General features: G+C 45.8%; 15 protein-coding genes. 4 read left to right on the forward strand and 11 right to left on the reverse strand.

What is annotated here, in order from left to right:
• Positions 1–264: 264 nt before the first annotated feature.
• Together NSQ50_RS01240 and NSQ50_RS01245 are read right to left on the reverse strand one after the other, a co-directional pair.
• Positions 265–1,617 carry a sensor histidine kinase gene (locus tag NSQ50_RS01240; RefSeq protein ID WP_036687209.1) on the reverse strand — a complete coding sequence of 451 codons (1,353 nt, stop codon included), beginning with the start codon at positions 1,615–1,617 and terminating at the stop codon, positions 265–267.
• The gene (locus tag NSQ50_RS01245) at positions 1,595–2,332 is read right to left on the reverse strand and encodes a response regulator transcription factor (RefSeq protein WP_036687211.1); all 738 of its coding nucleotides are present in this window, start codon (positions 2,330–2,332) and stop codon (positions 1,595–1,597) included. Before NSQ50_RS01245 ends, NSQ50_RS01240 begins: the two co-directional genes overlap by 23 nt.
• 160 nt (positions 2,333–2,492) lie before the next feature.
• On the opposite strand from NSQ50_RS01245, the gene NSQ50_RS01250 reads away from it, so the two are divergent.
• Positions 2,493–3,140 (forward strand): hypothetical protein, encoded by a 648-nt coding sequence (locus NSQ50_RS01250; protein WP_076224491.1) that lies wholly within the window; start codon positions 2,493–2,495, stop codon positions 3,138–3,140.
• Positions 3,141–3,236: 96 nt separating this feature from the next.
• Here the strand turns inward: NSQ50_RS01250 and NSQ50_RS01255 are convergent, their stop codons facing one another.
• Positions 3,237–4,160 (reverse strand): DMT family transporter, encoded by a 924-nt coding sequence (locus tag NSQ50_RS01255; RefSeq protein WP_076224493.1) that lies wholly within the window; start codon positions 4,158–4,160, stop codon positions 3,237–3,239.
• 142 nt (positions 4,161–4,302) lie between these two features.
• On the opposite strand from NSQ50_RS01255, the gene NSQ50_RS01260 reads away from it, so the two are divergent.
• Together NSQ50_RS01260 and NSQ50_RS01265 are read left to right on the forward strand one after the other, a co-directional pair.
• On the forward strand, positions 4,303–5,643 hold the full coding sequence (locus NSQ50_RS01260; RefSeq protein WP_076224495.1) for an aminotransferase-like domain-containing protein: 1,341 nt from the start codon (positions 4,303–4,305) through the stop codon (positions 5,641–5,643).
• Between the two features lie 565 nt (positions 5,644–6,208).
• The gene (locus NSQ50_RS01265; protein ID WP_256717074.1) at positions 6,209–7,183 is read left to right on the forward strand and encodes a MerR family transcriptional regulator; all 975 of its coding nucleotides are present in this window, start codon (positions 6,209–6,211) and stop codon (positions 7,181–7,183) included.
• On the opposite strand, the gene NSQ50_RS01270 is transcribed toward NSQ50_RS01265, so the two are convergent.
• The 7 genes from NSQ50_RS01270 to NSQ50_RS01300 form a co-directional block, all read right to left on the reverse strand.
• On the reverse strand, positions 7,165–8,643 hold the full coding sequence (locus NSQ50_RS01270) for an alpha/beta hydrolase (RefSeq protein WP_076224501.1): 1,479 nt from the start codon (positions 8,641–8,643) through the stop codon (positions 7,165–7,167). The two genes, NSQ50_RS01265 and NSQ50_RS01270, sit on opposite strands and share 19 nt — an antisense overlap.
• A 190-nt stretch (positions 8,644–8,833) precedes the next feature.
• Positions 8,834–10,144 (reverse strand): 6-phospho-beta-glucosidase, encoded by a 1,311-nt coding sequence (locus NSQ50_RS01275; RefSeq protein WP_036687220.1) that lies wholly within the window; start codon positions 10,142–10,144, stop codon positions 8,834–8,836.
• Between the two features lie 6 nt (positions 10,145–10,150).
• Positions 10,151–11,146, reverse strand: a complete 996-nt coding sequence (locus NSQ50_RS01280; RefSeq protein WP_036687222.1) for an N-acetylglucosamine kinase — start codon at positions 11,144–11,146, stop codon at positions 10,151–10,153.
• A gap of 30 nt (positions 11,147–11,176) precedes the next feature.
• The gene (locus NSQ50_RS01285) at positions 11,177–12,166 is read right to left on the reverse strand and encodes a LacI family DNA-binding transcriptional regulator (RefSeq protein WP_036687224.1); all 990 of its coding nucleotides are present in this window, start codon (positions 12,164–12,166) and stop codon (positions 11,177–11,179) included.
• Between the two features lie 135 nt (positions 12,167–12,301).
• Entirely contained in the window at positions 12,302–13,687 is a 1,386-nt protein-coding gene (locus tag NSQ50_RS01290) for an ABC transporter substrate-binding protein (protein WP_038568191.1), read from the reverse strand.
• Positions 13,688–13,739: 52 nt separating this feature from the next.
• Entirely contained in the window at positions 13,740–14,618 is an 879-nt protein-coding gene (locus NSQ50_RS01295) for a carbohydrate ABC transporter permease (RefSeq protein WP_038568194.1), read from the reverse strand.
• Positions 14,615–15,508 (reverse strand): carbohydrate ABC transporter permease, encoded by an 894-nt coding sequence (locus NSQ50_RS01300; RefSeq protein ID WP_036687229.1) that lies wholly within the window; start codon positions 15,506–15,508, stop codon positions 14,615–14,617. Before NSQ50_RS01300 ends, NSQ50_RS01295 begins: the two co-directional genes overlap by 4 nt.
• A 362-nt stretch (positions 15,509–15,870) precedes the next feature.
• On the opposite strand from NSQ50_RS01300, the gene NSQ50_RS01305 reads away from it, so the two are divergent.
• Positions 15,871–16,668 carry an ATP-grasp domain-containing protein gene (locus NSQ50_RS01305; protein ID WP_038568197.1) on the forward strand — a complete coding sequence of 266 codons (798 nt, stop codon included), beginning with the start codon at positions 15,871–15,873 and terminating at the stop codon, positions 16,666–16,668.
• Here the strand turns inward: NSQ50_RS01305 and NSQ50_RS01310 are convergent.
• Positions 16,663–18,012 carry a bifunctional folylpolyglutamate synthase/dihydrofolate synthase gene (locus NSQ50_RS01310; protein ID WP_076224504.1) on the reverse strand — a complete coding sequence of 450 codons (1,350 nt, stop codon included), beginning with the start codon at positions 18,010–18,012 and terminating at the stop codon, positions 16,663–16,665. The two genes, NSQ50_RS01305 and NSQ50_RS01310, sit on opposite strands and share 6 nt — an antisense overlap.
• Positions 18,013–18,023 lie beyond the last annotated feature (11 nt).

The following is an 18,023-nucleotide window of genomic DNA, read 5'->3' on the forward strand; positions in this document are numbered from 1 at the left end:
TACGCCCACCGGCCACTGCCTACGCCCACCGCCTACACCCACCGCCTACACCCACGCCTACGCCCACCGCCTACGCTCACCGCCGCTCACCGCCCCACCGCCTATCGCCCACCGCCCAACCGCCCAACCCAATATCATAGAACACTACGCGTGGTGTCATATGGCACAGTAAAATCCATTACTTTTCTTTTCAATTCCATTCCATAAAAAAGAAGCTGCCCCCAAGTAGAGTTCACTACTTTTGAGACAGCCTCTTACGAATAATTATAAGGGAAACCCCATCGAGATGACCGCACCGCCATTTCTTCGGTTGCCTGCGCTGATCTGACCTCCACAACGCTCGATGATTGCGCGGGAAATAGCCAGTCCAAGTCCGGATTCTCCGTCTTTTCCTTTTACGAACCGATGGAAGAGATAGGGAAGCAGATCGTCAGAAATTCCAGGGCCATCGTCACTAACGGATAACAGGGCCCGGCCCTCCTTGACCGAAACATGGATATAGATATGTTGGTTAGCGTAACGTGTTGCATTGGATACTACATTAAGAAGCGCCTGTAGCAGCTTATCCCTATCCGCGAGGATCGTAAGAGAATCTTGATGATCGTGGGAGATATGGAGGGTTAATTCTTTTTTCATTAATAGAGGGTTCATTCTTTCGATGGTTTCTGTCAGTAGATCTTTTAAACAAATTTCCGTAGGCTTGAATATATCTTCCTCGCTGTCCAGCTTCGCAAGTAAAGTCATTTCGGACACGAGCTTCTTCAAGCGGCTGCTTTCGCTCATGATAATGTCTAGCCCTTTTACTACATTCTCACCTTCAAAAACACCATCCTTAATCCCTTCAGCGTAGCCGGAAATGGACATTAAGGGGGTTTTTAATTCATGAGACGCATTCTGGAAAAATTGTTTCTGCACATGGTTGAAACGATTTAATTCATCTGCCATGTCATATACCGATTGAGCGACGGATCCAAGCTCTCCACCAGCTTTAATTAATTTAACATCTGAGAAGCGGCGTTCTTTGACTTTGCGGAGTTCTTGTTGCAGCCTCATTAGAGGTTGAATCAGCTTCTTGGTGATAAATAGGCCAAATAGGAACATAAATGCTCCCGCTGCACTGAAAACGATCAGCAGTCTTTTGAGCAAAGCTTGTTCAATAGCAGTGACTGCGCTCATAGGGGTTAGTAAAGTTAGCGTGCCTATAGGTGTAGCCTTCACTTCAGTAATATACCGTGTATCTGTTCCATTCCAAATGTTCTGGAGCTCAGTGGCTTGGCCTGTGACACTCTTGGCATCGTAGTTTATTGCAATTGAACTCATCTCTGATGATGTGGACAAGACTTTTCCTGTTTCATCGCTAAGAATGGCTTCGACGCCTGCAGTGCTTAGAGAAGGTATGGTCACGGGCAGAGCTTCCAGCTGAGTGCCAATCTCCCCGATGTATTTACTTTCTTCAGTCAATGTAGCTGACATCGCCGCACCAATGGTTCTTAAATCCTCTTTTTGTGTTCCGACAAAATGGTTGAGCAGTACAAAATGGATCACGACAGCAGTAATAGATAGTAGCAATACCAATGCAATACTAAAGGCTAAATTAATCTGATGTGCTAGTTTCATTCGTATGCTCACCCCCATCTGTTCTCATGCGGTATCCGTGTCCCCATACTGCCTCAATGGGCAAATGCTCCAGTTTTTTGCGCATCCGTTTAATTAGATGATCCACGGCGCGATCACTTCCAAAATAGTCGTCTCCCCACACATAGCTCAGCAGCTCATCTCTTGTAAATGCCCGGTTAGGGGCATCCGCGAATACTTTTAGCATGGTGAATTCCTTGCTGGTCAAGTCCACCTCTTCACCACACCAGAATACACGTCTTTCTTCCGGCAATAGTAGAAGCTGGTCAATTTCAAGACGGGTGGAAGTGGCCTGACTGTTCAATTTTTCGGCCTGATTACTCATTTTGTACCAGCGTTGAAGCTGACGTTTGATCCGGGCGACTAACTCACGAGGACTGAACGGCTTGACTAGATAATCGTCACTGCCAAGCTCCAATCCTAATATTTTATCCACTTCATTATCTCTTGCGGAGATCATAATGATCGGTACTTCGGCTTCGTTACGAATCCTTTTACAGAACTCATAACCATCCATGCCGGGGAGCATAACATCGAGTACCCACATATCCGGGGGGCTTGTCTGCCACAAGGTCCATGCTTCCTCAGCGCTGCCAAGGCCGATGGTGTGGTAATTTTCTTTTTGTAAATAAGCTTCAACAAGATTGCGTATATGTTCATCATCGTCGACTACGGCAATGAGGTATGGATTATTCATTTCGGGTTACCTCCAGATTATTCTCCTACAAGTATATCAATCCAGAGGTGGGTAGGGGTGGCTGCCATCGTTTTTCCACAAATTAACCAATGTTCTGCCACACCCCTTTTGTAAGCTTGGTCTTGTAAGATCATTCGAATCGACGAGGAGTGTTGTATTTATGAATCAACAGATGTTATTTAAAAAGTTAGCGCTGTCCGCCCTGCTAGTGTCCGCCGTTGCTGCACCGTCTGCAACGAACGCAGCAAGTGGAGCACAAGACGGAAACACGAAAACAACGGCCGCAGCCGTGGTTACTGCTGCCTCTAAAGGAACAATTGCCACTAAAGTAACCACTATTGATTGGGTAGATCCCCTGGAGTTGGCTAAGACCTACGCACCTAATACCCAAGAAGACTGGAAGAACACCTTGGATCAGTATTATAAGGTTGCTGGATTTAGTGTAACCGCACTTGCCGAGCTTGTGCCTGCGGAACTGGCGGAGGGAGTTCAATTATCAAAAGAAATACTATCCACCGAAGCTCTACCTGCGGGATATATCGAAGCTGGTCGTAACCTTGAAGTAGTACCTGTAGTCGATGATATGCAGGTAGATAGCAATATCACTACTTCAATTAAAGCTGTAGATGCGACTTCAATTGCTATTTCCATTCCAGATCTTAGCGACGCGGATAAAGCTTTTTTCAAAGCTCAAGATGATCTGAATAGTGCCGTTAAATCCAAAGATGCGACTGTGATCAAGGAAGCTTTAGCTAATCTGTTGGACCAATATAAAGAGAAGATCAAGGAGCTTGAAACAGCCAAATAACGGTGATTAGCGAGGCTTGATACAGAATAGAGATACTGAAAAGGGTAAAGATAAAAGACACCTCGCGGGGTGTCTTTTTTGTATGCATATCAATCTTCACGCTTTGCCTTTGGCCCTTACTTGCTTCCGCCAGTTCACACCGATCACCCCGGCGATGATCATCACTGTACCAGTCCAATGGTACCATTCCAGTTGCTCATTCAGCAGAAGTACACCACCGAGAATAGAGACAACTGTTGAAAGACTGCCGAAAATGCTCACGCGTGAAGCTTCCATCCGTGATAAAGCATAGTTGGAGAGGAAGGAGGTCACGAGGGAGGAGAGTACGCCGAGATAGAGCATGGAGAATATAAATTTGGGCTCTTGAAAAGGTGTGAAATACTGATCCAAGGTTCCTGCCGAACCATGCTTAATGATCGCCAGTCCATTAAAAAATATAAATCCGAACAAAGTAATCATATAGGTAAGTTCTTTGGGACTCCAGGTACGTGTCAGCTTCCGAGCCGCAACATTATAACCGGCAAGGGATAAGGCTGAGATTAGGATGAGCAAGACGCCCCAAAGACTAGAAGAAGAGATACTCAAACCTGGAATGGCAAAGATAAGAATAATGCCTGCAACTGAGATTAATGTAGAGATCTTTTGGAAGCTGCTCGTGGTTTCCTTCAAGAACATCGCCGCCAAAAGGATGGTGAAGATGGGCATAGTGGCCTGAATAATACCCGCTACAGCGGAGGTTGTATACAGAAGCCCATACGCTTGAAGGGTGAAATACAACGCTGGATACATTAAAGCCAGTGGGATTATCACTGCTGCCTTGGATATTCCAAACTTCACCCGCCCCCACCCTGGAAAAGTAAATAAAGAAGCGGCAAGGAAAGATAACGTGAAGCGATGAGCTAGCGTATCAAAAGGATCCGAGACGGTTAGGGCCATTTTTACAAATATAAAGGAAAACCCGACAATAATAGCATTCATGACAGCTGCTGCTATCGCTTTTTGAGTAGAAGATGTATTCATTAGTAAAGACCTCCAAAGTGTTGCGCGCATTTAGGTACCGGTCCTGTTCTGCTCTTTATTCTAAGGCTAGAGTAGCTGTGCTACAATGTAATTATTATTCATCTGTACCGGTACAGAATAAGCTTGGAGGAAGGTGAAAGGGATGTATAAGTATTCGGAGTTAATCAACGAGCTGGAATTGCAAATCGCCGAGGATACGTATCGTGAGGGGGATAAATTACCGTCTATCCGGGAGTTGTCCTTACGTTATGGATGTAGTAAAAGTACGGTTATTCGCGCGTTGCAGGATCTTCAGGACAAACATTTAATCTATGCCGCCTCAAAAAGTGGTTATTATGTCATGAAACGAAGCGGACAGCGAAAAGACGAAGGTGCACATTGGATCGATTTTACGGTGTCTGCACCCGACCCGGATATTTTTCCGTATCTGGATTTCCAACATTGTATTAATAAAGCGATTGATATGTACCGCAATGACTTGTTCATCTATGGAACGCCGCAGGGGCTTCCTTCTCTTATTCGTGAAATGCAGCGCCATCTGGCTTCTTATCAGGTATTTGCCAATCCGGATCAGATTTTTATTACCTCAGGTGTGCAGCAGGCGCTTGGCGTATTGACCCGAATTCTTTTTCCGAATGGCAGGCAGCGAGTGCTGATTGAGCAGCCGGGTTACCCGTTGTTTATGGAATATCTGAAGACGTATGGCATTGAGACAGAGGGGATAAAGCGTTCGGATGCTGGGGTGGACTTGAATGAATTAGAGCGGTTATTTAAGACAGGCCAGTTCAAGTTCTTTTATACCGTCCCGCGATTTCATAATCCGCTTGGCGTCTCCTATACCCGTCCCCAGAAGAAGGCGATTGCTCAGCTAGCAGCTAAATACGATGTATACATCGTTGAGGATGACTACATGGCGGACTTGGAGCAGGATGCAAAAGAGGATCCGATCTACGCTTATGACGATGCTTCCCATGTGATCTATTTAAAAAGCTTTTCCAAAATTATATTTCCGGGCCTGCGTGTCGGTGTCGCTGTACTGCCAGAGGTCCTGTGTGACTCTTTTAACCGATTCAAAAGACTGATGGATATAGATAGCTCTATGCTGTCTCAGGCTGCCCTGGAGTTGTATCTGAAAAGCGGAATGTTCGAGCGCCACCGAAAAAAGATGCGTTCCTGCTACGAAAAAAGATCCGCGCTGCTCCATGAATCGATTATGAGAGAGTTAGATACAGCGACAGCACAGCATTATTCCTACCATCCAACCGGCCAGCTTGGTGTGCATACGTATCTGAAGCTTAGTGACAGCGTAAAGACAGAACAGATGATCAAACGTCTGCAAAAAAAGTTCATTCGCATCGAAATGGCGGACAGCGGGTATCTGCCCTCTTTTAATAAAGAGAAGATTCTAAAGCTCAATGTATCCAGTGTAAAAGAGCCGGATATTCGCTCTGGCATTGAACAGGTAATGCAAGAAATACGCTGAGAGCGCAGCAATAAATGAGTGGATAATAATGGTCGAAATGCTGGGAGTCCATTGGAGTAGAAATAAAAAAGCGTTCCTCCAGTAACAGGGATCGTTTTTTGGCGTTGTGGGTCGTTGGCAAATCTGGCAGCAGTGAACTGATGGACAGCAGATCTCATTATCGGTACAACTCGCAGTAATCTCTGGTTCTTCTATAAATATCCGAACACATTTTCTGTGCAATCTTCGGCCGAGTCATGCGGACCCAGATGACGTTATTTGCTATTTATTAGCCTTTGGAGAAGAGTTTCGGACCCCAGCGCCGCTATTCAAGTAGAAAGTGATCATATTGAGTGGTGTTCACGCTAACAACTGCTGTGGGGTCCGATAGCACTCTAAAAGTGGGAAAAAGCCGCTTTTAAGGTCAGCTGTGTCCGATATCGAATTGGCTAAGTGCAAATTACCAAGATGCTTTATCCATCTTTGCTTGGGTAGCAAGTATCAGCAACAAGCAAATTGAAAGCTGTCGTTCCTTTCGGTACAATCCATTCCAACATCGTATGATTCCATCAAAAAGGGTGATCACTTGCGTAAAGATACGAAAACCATCGGCGAGGTGGCTAAGCTGCTGGGCACAACTATTAAAACCGTTCGTTATTATGACGATATCGATCTATTGAAACCATCCAGCCACAGCGAAGGCGGACACCGTTTATATACTCCTGAAGATATTTCCCGCCTGCGGCTGATCACAACGTTACGTTATTTGGATTTCGGCATTGACGAGATTCGCCAAGTTATCGCTGGAGAAATCCAGCTCACTACAGCACTCAACTGGCAGATTGAAGCTTTGGAGACCCAGGTCAGTACGCTGACCAATATGATTTCGATTCTGCGCCAAGCCCAAGAGCATGTCTCAACAGGTGATTCCATGGATTACATGAATGAGCTGGTTGATTCTTTGTCCATGAATGCTGATAAGCGAACCCGGTTCATCTCCAGTAAAATAGAAGAAATACAGCCGCTCGGTCAATTGCCGTCCGAATGGCGGGATACCTTTTTATATTTGTTCAATAAATATATTATGAATGAAGTCAAAGTGACAGCCGGACAAACCGTAGCTTGGAACGAACTGCAAGCACTTATGAACGATACACAGTACATGGAGGAGCTTGTCCGATTTGAGCTGCCTTTTTTCAATATGGTTAGGCATCCCCGCGTTCCCGCTGCGGTTTGGATTCGGACGCTGGAGAATATCCGAATTCGGGTGGAAGCAGCCTTGCAACAAAAACTATCAGCAGACAGCGCTGTTGTACAGGCAATTGTTGAAGATTTTGTGATGATGTATGCAGGTCCAGAGCAGTTCCGCGATAAAGCCGCCTTTTTCCGCCAATATGCTCATTTGATGCAAACTGCTCCTACCGAACGGATAGAACGCTTTAATAAACTATGCTTGCTCCTCAATCCCAAATGGGATGTTATTGTGAGAGGTAACGCCTTGCTGATGGAAGGGCTACAATGGAAGCTTGGGCAGGAGAATTCTCATTCCGCACCTTGTTGAAGTGTATACTTCGGATGGTCTCCCAGGTTGTTATTCAAATATTGCAAGGGCTGTCCTTTTAAATAATGGTCAAAAAAATCCAGCGTATATTCATTAATCAGCTCATGTGTTCCGCGCACATCTACATCTTCTATCCATTCAAACAAGGGGGTAAGCAGATATAGATCTGAGAAGCTCATGTGCTTGCTGTGTTTGAAGGTCAGCCAATAGTTCCCGCCTGCAGTTACTGGCTCATACCGTGCGAATAGCTCATTATAGTAGGCTGTAATCTCTTTCCTATCCGTCCCTAGTGCGGCGATTTCAGCATCGCTGGTTTGGTCTACTCCTTTTAAGGTGTCATCGGCACTCATGAGCAGAAAAGGTTTCTTCAAGCCGTCTGCAGGAATCCGCTTTTCACCGTAAAGCACCCCATCCATATCAATGCCTGCTTGAATTCTTTGATCCTCTATCAGCATCTGCACCGTTGTGGCTCCCCCAAAGGAATGACCGAACATGCCCATATGTTCAAGATCGATCCGGCCTGTAAACAGACCACTAGGATCGTCCGCAGATAAGGCCTCCATTTGATCCAGCACAAATTTAGCATCTTCTACCCAGACTTCATTACGCCGGTCCATAAAAGAATACTTCATTTGCTCATAGCCTGTTTTTCCTTCTGAATCAAACGTTACCAAAGACTTGTCTGGAAATACCGAAGCTACGCTGCTATAAGCATGTTCAATCCCTACGACAATATAGCCGTGGCTTGCCAAATGCTCGACTTGGAAGGTGTTCTGATTTTTGTAGCCCATAAATCCATGCGAGAAAAGAAGCACCGGATATTTAGTTTCCGTATCTGCCAAACCGGCATTCGCAATAGCGTGGGAGTTGGCCAGTTTTAATCCTGAGAATAAAAACTCCGGCAATTGTAAAAATTCATGCAGCCCTTCTATATACGGAGTAGGATCAGATAAATATGGCGCCGGGCTCCCTGTAGCCTCTGAACTTGCTGGATACCAGATTTGCACCATTAATTCGCGGGAGTCACCGGATGTTTCCGTGAACTTTTCTTCCCGTGCAGAATCGGTCCAATGGTAGGTGACGGTTCCTATCTTGTAAGGACCTGTGGGCTCCGCAAAAGAAAATACAGGGAACAGGAGGGGCAGAGCAATGGAAACGGCAGCATAAACCGCCCCAACTCCAGTCAGCACTAGTGTTTTCCAACGCCGTTGCGGTTTTCTTGCTGCCTTTGCTGCGGATCGGAAGAAAAGTCTTGTTCCGCCCACGTTTGCCCATAGTGTGATCAGATACACTGGAATCATCGGCCATCGCAACCCTTCCACGAATGCATGGATAAGCAGTAAAGCAGCAGAAATCCCTCCGCCGATCAGCCACCTGCGCTGTGATTTGGGCCGTCCTAGGGTTAGCCATCCCAACAACAATACATTAAATAAGACAAGTGTGATTTCAAGTAATCTCATAATCTATAATCCTCCTTGGTTTTCTTTTCTGGCTGCCGTCCTGAATCCAAGTATAGAACCTCCTGTTAGGGGAGAATCAATGCTCGCTGTGACTTCACTATATTTAGAGGATTATTTAAGATTTATAACAAGAAAAAAAGAGACCGACGGGTTCGGTCTCTTTTAGTTATTTCTCGATAGGAGGTATGAATTAATTCGCAAAAAAGTTCGGCAGGAACTCTTTATTAGCTTCCAGCATTTCGTCCAGCATCCGAATCGCTACGTCCACGGACGGAACAAGCGGGTGATGTGCGAGCGCCTGAAGGGCAAGGGCGCGGTCTCCGGTTACAGCGGCGTCAATCGCCAGCTGTTCATAGGTTTTGACAGCATGAATGAGTCCTTTAGCCATGGTTGGAATTTTGGTCAGTGGCAGAGGTAACGGGCCGTTTTTGGTGACCACGCAGTTCACCTCAATGCTGGCGTCATCTGGCAGGAAGTCCAATATGCCACGGTTAGCGACATTTAGGGTCTGAATGTCGTTTGATCCGTTATGAAGCGATCTCATGAGATTAACAGCTGCTTCTGAGTAAAAAGCACCGCCGCGCTGTTCCAGCTGCTTCGGCTTCTCGCTTAGCTCTAGATTGCCATAAAGCTCGAAGAGCTCTTCTTCTACACGTTTAACGACTTCAGCACGGTTAATGCCTTGTTTATGGGATTCTATCTGCTCTTCGAGCATGGCATCGGTCATATAGAAATATTTTAAATAGTATGAGGGCAGTGCATGAAGGGATTGCAGGAATTCCGGGTTCCATTCTCTTGCTGGTACGTTCTTAGCGCTGTAGCTGGTTGTATCTGCAAGCATATCGTCCAGCTTGTCTTCACCTTCAACATCGATACGAGTAATCCAGTGCAAGTGGTTGAGGCCCACAAATTCGGCATATACACGGTCTGCTGCTACATTATATTTGGCAGAGACTTGCTTGATCAGGCCGATAGGTGCGTTGCACAGGCCAATACTTTTTACCTTAGAATATTTCAGAACGGCTTCGGTGACCATCCCAGCAGGGTTAGTGAAATTGAGCAGCCATGCGTTGGGAGCCAGTTCCTCGATATCACGGCATACATCCAGAATAACAGGGATGGTGCGCAGTGCTTTCATCATTCCCCCAGGACCTGTTGTTTCTTGGCCAATAACGCCATATTTGAGCGGAATCGACTCATCACGAGCACGGGCATCAAGCATGCCGACACGCATCTGAGTGCTGACGAAGTCGGCGCCTTCGATCGCTTTACGGCGGTCTGTTGTCAGATGAACCTCAATCGGAAGGCCGGATTTCTCCACCATACGTTTTGCCAAGTTACCTACAATATTCAGCTTGCGAAGACCAGGCTCAATATCTACAAGCCATAATTCGCGCACGGGAAGTTCTTTATAGTGAAGAATGAATCCCTCTACTAATTCTGGGGTATACGAAGAACCTCCACCGATAACTGCAATCTTTAATCCTTGGTTAGCTGCCAAGATTAATCACTCCTGTCTTGTAGTTTGTTTGATCGATTCATAATCCTGAAATTTCCGCATTTTCTCATATACTTCACTACTAATGGTCAACCCATCTTGATCCATAGCTGACCATACTGCACCGACTACAGGCTCTGTGGCAAGGGTAACCACGGTTGCCTGAGGGGCTGCAGCGTGTACAGCTTTCTCGATAGGCTGGCGAATCCAACCGCGATCCCCTCGGGTTAGCAGACTTCCTGCCAGCACCACATCGAAGGTCTCCTGCTCCATGCCTAGCTTGTGAATGATAGCTGCCGCAGACTTACCTAGTTCAACCCCTTGCCGATGTAAAATCTCCAATGCTACGGCATCTCCTTCAGCTGCTGCTTCAAAGAGCAGGCGGGCAACATTTACAGGTACTTTTTTCCAATGATCGAGGAAATCGTGAAACATATGCCCAACTTCCTCATAACCTAGCATTTTTAGCAGTAAGCCTGTTAATAGGGTGGGCTGTTCCCGGCCGTCCCAAGCTCGGATAACGGAACGAAACACCTCAATATTGAGTGCGCCACCCCCGCCAAAATCACCGTACATATAGTCAAAGCCGCCGCATTGATAATGCTCTCCCTGCAGGTTTCTGCCTGCTGAATTGGTGCCGGTGCCGCAGATGAGCGCGACACCATAAGGGCGATTCGTTCCGGCGCGTAGACCGATCATAGTGTCACAGTTAATGGTGTATTTGGTGAATCCTATCTGGCGTATCATCGGATGGAGAATAGCATAGTCGGCCTCGCGATCAGCACCGGCAAGTCCGAGATAGGTATGCTGGATGTCTTCCAACCGGAGTCCGGCTTCAGCCAGCGCCCCGAATGTGGCCTCTTGAATACTGTTGGCGGCCTCAAGGGCGCCTGTCTGGTGGTTGCCGTTACCACTCTTGCCTTTGCCAAGAACATTGCCATGTTCATCGCTTAGCAGAGCATAGGTTTTCGTGCCTCCCCCATCGATCCCCAAGTAGTAAGTCAATGGTCGTCACTCCTAGTGTATAAATTTAATCTACTCAGCTCCGGTAGATTCACGTACGATAAGTTCAGGATCAATCCGCATCCCGGCCCCACGTTTCATCTTTCCAGAGATGCGTTTGAGCAGCATATCCGCGGCTGCCAGCCCGATTTTGTCCGCAGGCTGACGTATTGTTGTCAGATGTGGATGAAGCTGTGAAGCAATATAATGATCGTCATAGCCGACCACTGCCACCTCTTCGGGTACCTGAATGCCCGCTTCCATCAGGGCATTGATGACTCCAAGCGCGATATTGTCATCCCCGGCGAAGACGGCGGTGGGCAGCTTTCCTTCCTTCAGCCAACGTTTGCAGGTATCGTATCCCATCCCAATATCGAAATCACCAGGCACGATCTCAAAGGGGGCCAGCCCTTGTTCCTGAAGCGCCTGTAGAAATCCACTGCGCCGCTCCCGCGTACTCCGGAACATTTCCTGACCGCAGAGATGAGCGATTGAAGTGTGTCCCAGCTCCAGTAGATGACGCGTAGCTGCGTATCCCCCCTTGAAGTTGTCGATCGTGATGGAGTAGGTATCATTTTCGGGCTTCTGATTATCTATCAGCACATAAGGGATACCCCGCCGTTTTAACTCCACAATATAATTGTCCTCTTCCATCGGAGAGAGCAAAATTAAACCGTCTACACGATCCTCCTGAATTAAATAATGGCTATCATCCGATTCGATGCCTGTTGAGATGGATATGGCTAAAAAATAACCATGCATCGCTAATATTTCATTCAGCTCTTTGACCACTGCGTCAAAAAAGGAATCTTGCAGGGTAGTGACAATAATGCCGATAATTCCCGTCTTACCGCTTGCCAGACTGCGTGCCGCAGCATTAGGGCGGTAATCCAGCTCTTTAATTGCCTCCAGCACCTTTTGGCGATTATTCTCGCGTACCGATTCGGCCCCATTTAACACCCGGGATACGGTTACAACGGATAATCCGGATTTTTTGGCTACATCAAAAATACTAACTTTCATCTTTAATTCTCCTCACGGCAGATTTTCCGATCCTGTTTTCTACTTTCAGTATACAGGGTTGGCAGACTGTCCGCTAAACGTATGATTTCACGCAGGTATACCGTCCCTAAAGGGGGCGGTATACCTGCCAAACAGTTATCGCTGAATGATCTCTGTAACCTTCTTCTGAATCGTCGCCATCACCTCTTCAACCGTCTTATGTCCAGTTTCTACTGGCTGCAATTCATTAATGAACATGTCATTAATTTGCGAGTAGTTGGTGATTAAGTGGTTATAGGATTCGAAGCCGTAGTTAACAGCACCCTCGTAGACATTTTTGATATCCTGTGGATCGATACCTTCAAAATGTTTATAGTAAGCTTCTGCAGCTTCGGTGTTGACTGGCGGGTTACCGCCACTAAGCTCAATGGATTTCTCTTGCACTTCGCTTGTGATCAGGTATTTGATCCATTCAAAAGCTTCCTTCGGATGTTTGGAGTCCTTCAAGATCAGCAGCGGATCGACATAAAGGGTGCTGCGTACCTTTTCGTTTCCTCCCCATGGTACAGCGGCTACGCCAATTTTGAAGGGGAAGTCATTTGCACCTGCAAGGTTCCATGAGCCTCCGATAGACATGCCGATTTTACCAGCAACAAAGGGATCGCCGTTCTGTCCAGCTACACTTTTGCTCCATTCGGAAGAAGGAGAGACTTTATCCTTAAAGACAAGATCAAAAAGCTTGTTGTAGGCAGCGATCACTTCAGGGGAGTCAAAATAAGTCTCGGAAGGCACGCCGCCATTAGTCCATGTATCTTCTGAGTAAGGCTCCGCTCCAAAATATAACGGCCGCATATCGCGTTCGGACCAAGTGAAGTCTACGCCATATTGAGTTTTGGCGATATCATCGGATACAAGCGTCATTTGTTTAGCTTCGTCGACCATTTTTTCAAACGTCCAGCTCTTATCTTCATAATCGCTTGTTGGATAAGTCAGTTTGGCAGCATCAAACATGTCTTTGTTATAGAGCATTAAGGTGACATACATATTGACCGGGATGCCGTAAGTGTGATCTTTAACCTTGTAGATACCCATTAGATTCTCTGGGATACTATAATCCTCTGCCTTGAAACCATCCTCTTTCATAAGGTCGGTCATATCGAACAACATACCCTTATTGTAGTATTCTGCGAAACCTCCATACCCCCAGTGACTTGTCACGTCGGGCGATTTGCCGCCGGCAATTAGCGTTTGCAGCTTGCTGTCGAACTGCTCATAAGGCGCTTTTTCCACTTTCACTTTAATATTCGGATGCAGCTTCTCGAAATCAGGGATTAATTTTTCGACAAATGTGCGGTCTTCTGAATCTATTGTGTAATGGGTAATTGTTACCGTTTCTGCTTTGCCTCCAGAATTAGTAGAGTCACCGTTTCCTCCAGATAGGGCGTTACCCGCCGATTTGCCGCCGCTACAGCCTGATAAGGCTAGAACAACGAGCATGGTAGCTGCAAGTAAAAGCGCAATACTTTTCCTGTTCTTGTTCATTAGCTAAACCCTCCATGATTTCAAGTATATTTGGCCGCCGGATGGCGGATTATTACTTAATCCCTGTAAGTACAATCCCTTCGACGAACTGTTTCTGGGCTACAGCAAACAGCGTAACGATTGGGACCATAGCTAGAACCGAAGCAACCATTAGCAGATGCCAAGGTGGAATGCGGAACCTCGATGAGGTAAGAGAAGCCATCCCGACGGGTAGCGTGAACTTATCTGATGAGCTTAAGTAAAGCACTGGCGTAAGCAGATCATTCCAGTTGTAGATAAAAGCAAAGATAGCTACGGTCGCAAGTGCAGGTTTGGAGAGTGGGATTGCTATGGTAGCCCACATCCGTATTTCACCACAGCCATCAATGCGTCCGGCATCAAACAGCTCTTCAGGCAATGTGGAGAAGAATTGGCGCAGCAGAAAAATATTATAGGCTGAGCCGAAGAAAGCAGGCACGATCAGGGGTAAAAAGGTATCTATCCAGTTCATTTGCGAAAAGAGTACAAATTGCGGAATCATAATGGCCGGATAGGGTAACATCATGGTGCTCAGCAGCAGGATGAACCACACCTGATTACCTGTACCTCTGAATCTGGCGAATCCATAGGCAACCAGCGCCGAAGAAATCAAGGTTCCCACAACACTAAAGCCGGCGATAATCAGACTGTTTTTATAAAGAGTACCGAACTGCAGGGTATCAAATATTTCTGTGTAATTGCTCCACTGCCAGCTCTCCGGAAGAAAGGTGGGTGGGAACTTCAGCATCTCGCGTTTGGACTTAAGTGAAGTGGAGACCATGAAGAACAAAGGAAGCAGCATCAGAAATGTTGTAACTACTAGAGTAATAAAGCTGAAAATCTTAACAGGCTCCGCTTTCCGGCGGCGTTTTGTTCCTTTAGTCCGGGGGCTTAGCGCTCTGACTGTACTCATTTGCGTCCGCCTCCTTCATAGTGAACATAACGGTTAGACAATTTCATAATTAGTGCGGTGCAGAGCATAACTACGATAAGGAGCACCCATGCCAAGGCTGAGGAATAACCGGCACGATATTCTTTGAAAGCGCTGGTGTAGAGATTATAGACATAGAACCAGGTAGAGTAATTCGGCCCCCCTTGAGTCATGACAAAAGCTTGGGTAAAGACTTGGAAGGAATCAATCAGTCCCATAATCAGTTGGAAGAGCAGCACGGGAGAGATCATCGGTAAGGTAATGTTCAGGAAGATTCTGAAGCGCCCGGCACCGTCAAGGTTAGCGGCTTCGATCAAGCTAGCCGGTACGCCTTGCAGACCAGCGAGGAATAAAATCATTCCTGAGCCTGCTGTCCAGAAAGTCATGATGATCAAGGCATATAGTGCAGTGTCTGGGTTCATCAGCCAAGCCGGTCCATGAATGCCGAACCAGGAAAGGATGTAATTGAAGAGCCCGATCTGCGGGTTAAAGATCCAGTACCACAGCAGGGACATGGCCACGCCGGATACCATGCTTGGAAAATACATTGCTGTTCTGAAAAAGCCGCGCAAAGGAATGGTCTGGTGGAGCAATAGCGCAAAGCCAAGACCGAGTGCAAGCTGGATAGGTACACCGATGAAGGTATATCTCAGCGTGACAACCACTGATTTCCAGAACAGGTCATTGTGAAACATCTCTGTGTAGTTAGCGAGCCCGATAAATTTAGGTGGGTGTATGATGTCATAATCAGTAAAGCTGAAGTAAAGCGATGATAAGATAGGATAAAGGGCGAATACTAGGAAGCCGATAATCCAAGGAGAAATGAACAGATACATGTAGAACGTCTGCCGCCTGTTCTCGCGATTGATCATGACACACCAACCTCTCGTTTTAAAAGTATAAGCGCTTTAACTTTTAATCAAACTAACACTATTAATTAGCAATAATACTAGGCGCCTAGAGATTAAAGTTTAACCGCTTTAACTTTTTGATTCGCTTTAATAAGCTTATCATAGAGGATGATCACTAAATAATCAACACTTATTTTATCTATAAAAGCGCTATCAGTCATTAAACGTAACATATATTCTGCGATTTTTGTGAAAAACGGACCTAAAACAAGATTCAAGGGATGAATGTGTTAACTATTATAACGTAATGTTATTATTTTTTATTGATATTTCTCATGCTATGATTAGGTTTGGTCATATTTTGTTAGAAATGAGGAAACTGAATGACGACTAGACCTTACTTAAAAATGATCCAGCATTCTGTTACAGCCTCAGGGATTAGCTTTGAGGAAATTACACCAAATTTCGTATATAGAGCGACAGATGGAGTGAAATCATTTGTGATGGTAGACGCTGAGATCGGACTAAACAACAGTGCTTCTACGATTATTGCCATGAGTAAATCTCTAACTTATGATGTTTTGCATAAGGCGAATATCCCAGCCGTAGAACATATTTATTTGCCGCATCCTGACTCCAAATTTAGCAATTTGAATCCTTATCCATTGGCTGAGCGTTATTTCCAAGCGTGCAATGGGGAGGTAGTTATGAAGCAGGATAACGGGGCGCAGGGAAAGCATGTGTACAAAATCAATGAGATAGCCGATCTGCACGAAAAGCTCGATTTATTATTTTCTTTACAGCTTAATGGGGCAATAGGTCCTTATTATGAAGCGGAGATTGAGTATAGAATTGTAACCTTTAATCATCAGGCGCGTGTATTCCTTGGCAAAAAAAGAGTTCTTTCGTGGAAGCATAATTTGATTAACGGGGCTGTTACGATTGAGGTGAAAGATCAGGCCAAACAAGAGGCGCTGGCGGAGCTTGCCTCCCGGACCTCTAAAGCGCTGGGCCTTGATTTCTGCTCAGTAGATATCTTAGAGACAAATCAAGGCTTGATGGTGATTGAGGTTAACCATAAGGTGATGTTAGATGAATATTGCAAGCAAAATCCAAGTGAAGTACCTGGCCTCTCAGACCTTTACAGGGAAGTTATTCTTCAGCGTATGAATCAGTTATAAGCCGATATTCAGCAGCGATTGCCCGAATAATCTTTTGGCATTTCCGATTAGAGTTTGCGTACCCACGATTACAATAATCTCCGAAGGTGATTGTCCTTTAAGATACGTAAGAGCATCCTCTAAACAAGGGAATTCGGAACTTTTTTTGAGAAAACTTTTGGCGATTAGCAGGGCATCCGTAGGGAAAATTAGATGGCTTATATCGGGTTTGGTTACGATTAGTTGATCCGAGACTGTGCTCATGACTTCAAGGACCCCTGTGTAATCTTTATCCTTAGGGACACCGATGATGGATGTGACGGTACGGCTGCGCTCAGGATTCACTAATTGAATAAGTTCAGCCAGATAGCTTGCAGAATCTCTATGAATAGCTCCGTCAATAATCGTCAGTGGATCATGATAGATAACTTCACAACGCCCCGGCCATTGTAATTGTTCAAAACAGTGATGTACGATCTCCTGATCAAGGGGTCCCCCTGTAATCTCTTCACAAAGTGACACTGCACTGGCAGCATTGACCGCTTGAAACTGTCCCAATAGCGGGAGGGTCAAGGATGGATAAATGGCTTGCTTCGTCCGGACATCAAAAGTAGTCCCGATAGAAGTGGTTGTGATAGATTCAGCTAAAAACTGTTCTTCATAATATTGCACAGGGTTGGAGGAGAGGTTGTCCTTCATGATCGCAAGAACTCCCGATTTCTGTTTGCTAACATAGACATTTGTTGTGTTGTTTTTGACAATCCCCAGCTTATGCAGTGTAATGCTGTTCAGATCAGGTCCCAAATGGGCTACATGCTCTTCCATAATTGGGGTAATGACAGCCCAGTCATTGCTCAGGACATTGGTGTCATCAAACCTTCCCCCTCTACCGCATTCAATCACATTGATATCTGTACCCTTCTCCTTAAAGTACAAAGCCGCAATAGCCAAAGCAACCCCAACCGGACCTTGATATTCGTCAGCAGCAAGCTGCTCCCCAATCTGGTGGAAGCTCCCGCGAATTACATTACCTAATCGTACAAAGTCTTCGGTGGCTATTGCCTGCCCATTGACCCGGATTCTTTCGTTGAAATCCACCAGGTGAGGGGAGGTGAATAACCCCACTTTATATCCCAAGTGACTTAACAGAGAGGAGATAAATCTAGAGGTGGAGCCTTTACCTTTACTGCCTGTGACCAGTATGTATTTTTGATTACGATCCGGACTTCCAACTGCATCCAGTAATACTCTGGTTAACTCCGGTTTTCTAACTTCTTCATCCAAAGTTTGTGTAATGTTGTTAATGGCTCTTAGATAAGAGCTGTAGATCATATCTTCAACTTGGGATTGTGAAGTGAATTCCACGGAAATCCCTC

The organism is Paenibacillus sp. FSL R10-2788, assembly GCF_038003885.1.
In the GTDB taxonomy this organism is placed as follows: Bacteria; Bacillota; Bacilli; order Paenibacillales; family Paenibacillaceae; genus Paenibacillus_AQ; species Paenibacillus_AQ odorifer.

Coding starts and splice junctions, on each gene's coding strand:
- NSQ50_RS01240 (WP_036687209.1), bottom strand. CDS start 1,617: ATGAAACTAGCACATCAGATTAATTTAGCCTTTAGTATTGCATTGGTA.
- NSQ50_RS01245 (WP_036687211.1), bottom strand. CDS start 2,332: ATGAATAATCCATACCTCATTGCCGTAGTCGACGATGATGAACATATA.
- NSQ50_RS01250 (WP_076224491.1), top strand. CDS start 2,493: ATGAATCAACAGATGTTATTTAAAAAGTTAGCGCTGTCCGCCCTGCTA.
- NSQ50_RS01255 (WP_076224493.1), bottom strand. CDS start 4,160: ATGAATACATCTTCTACTCAAAAAGCGATAGCAGCAGCTGTCATGAAT.
- NSQ50_RS01260 (WP_076224495.1), top strand. CDS start 4,303: ATGTATAAGTATTCGGAGTTAATCAACGAGCTGGAATTGCAAATCGCC.
- NSQ50_RS01270 (WP_076224501.1), bottom strand. CDS start 8,643: ATGAGATTACTTGAAATCACACTTGTCTTATTTAATGTATTGTTGTTG.
- NSQ50_RS01285 (WP_036687224.1), bottom strand. CDS start 12,166: ATGAAAGTTAGTATTTTTGATGTAGCCAAAAAATCCGGATTATCCGTT.
- NSQ50_RS01290 (WP_038568191.1), bottom strand. CDS start 13,687: ATGAACAAGAACAGGAAAAGTATTGCGCTTTTACTTGCAGCTACCATG.
- NSQ50_RS01295 (WP_038568194.1), bottom strand. CDS start 14,618: ATGAGTACAGTCAGAGCGCTAAGCCCCCGGACTAAAGGAACAAAACGC.
- NSQ50_RS01300 (WP_036687229.1), bottom strand. CDS start 15,508: ATGATCAATCGCGAGAACAGGCGGCAGACGTTCTACATGTATCTGTTC.
- NSQ50_RS01305 (WP_038568197.1), top strand. CDS start 15,871: ATGACGACTAGACCTTACTTAAAAATGATCCAGCATTCTGTTACAGCC.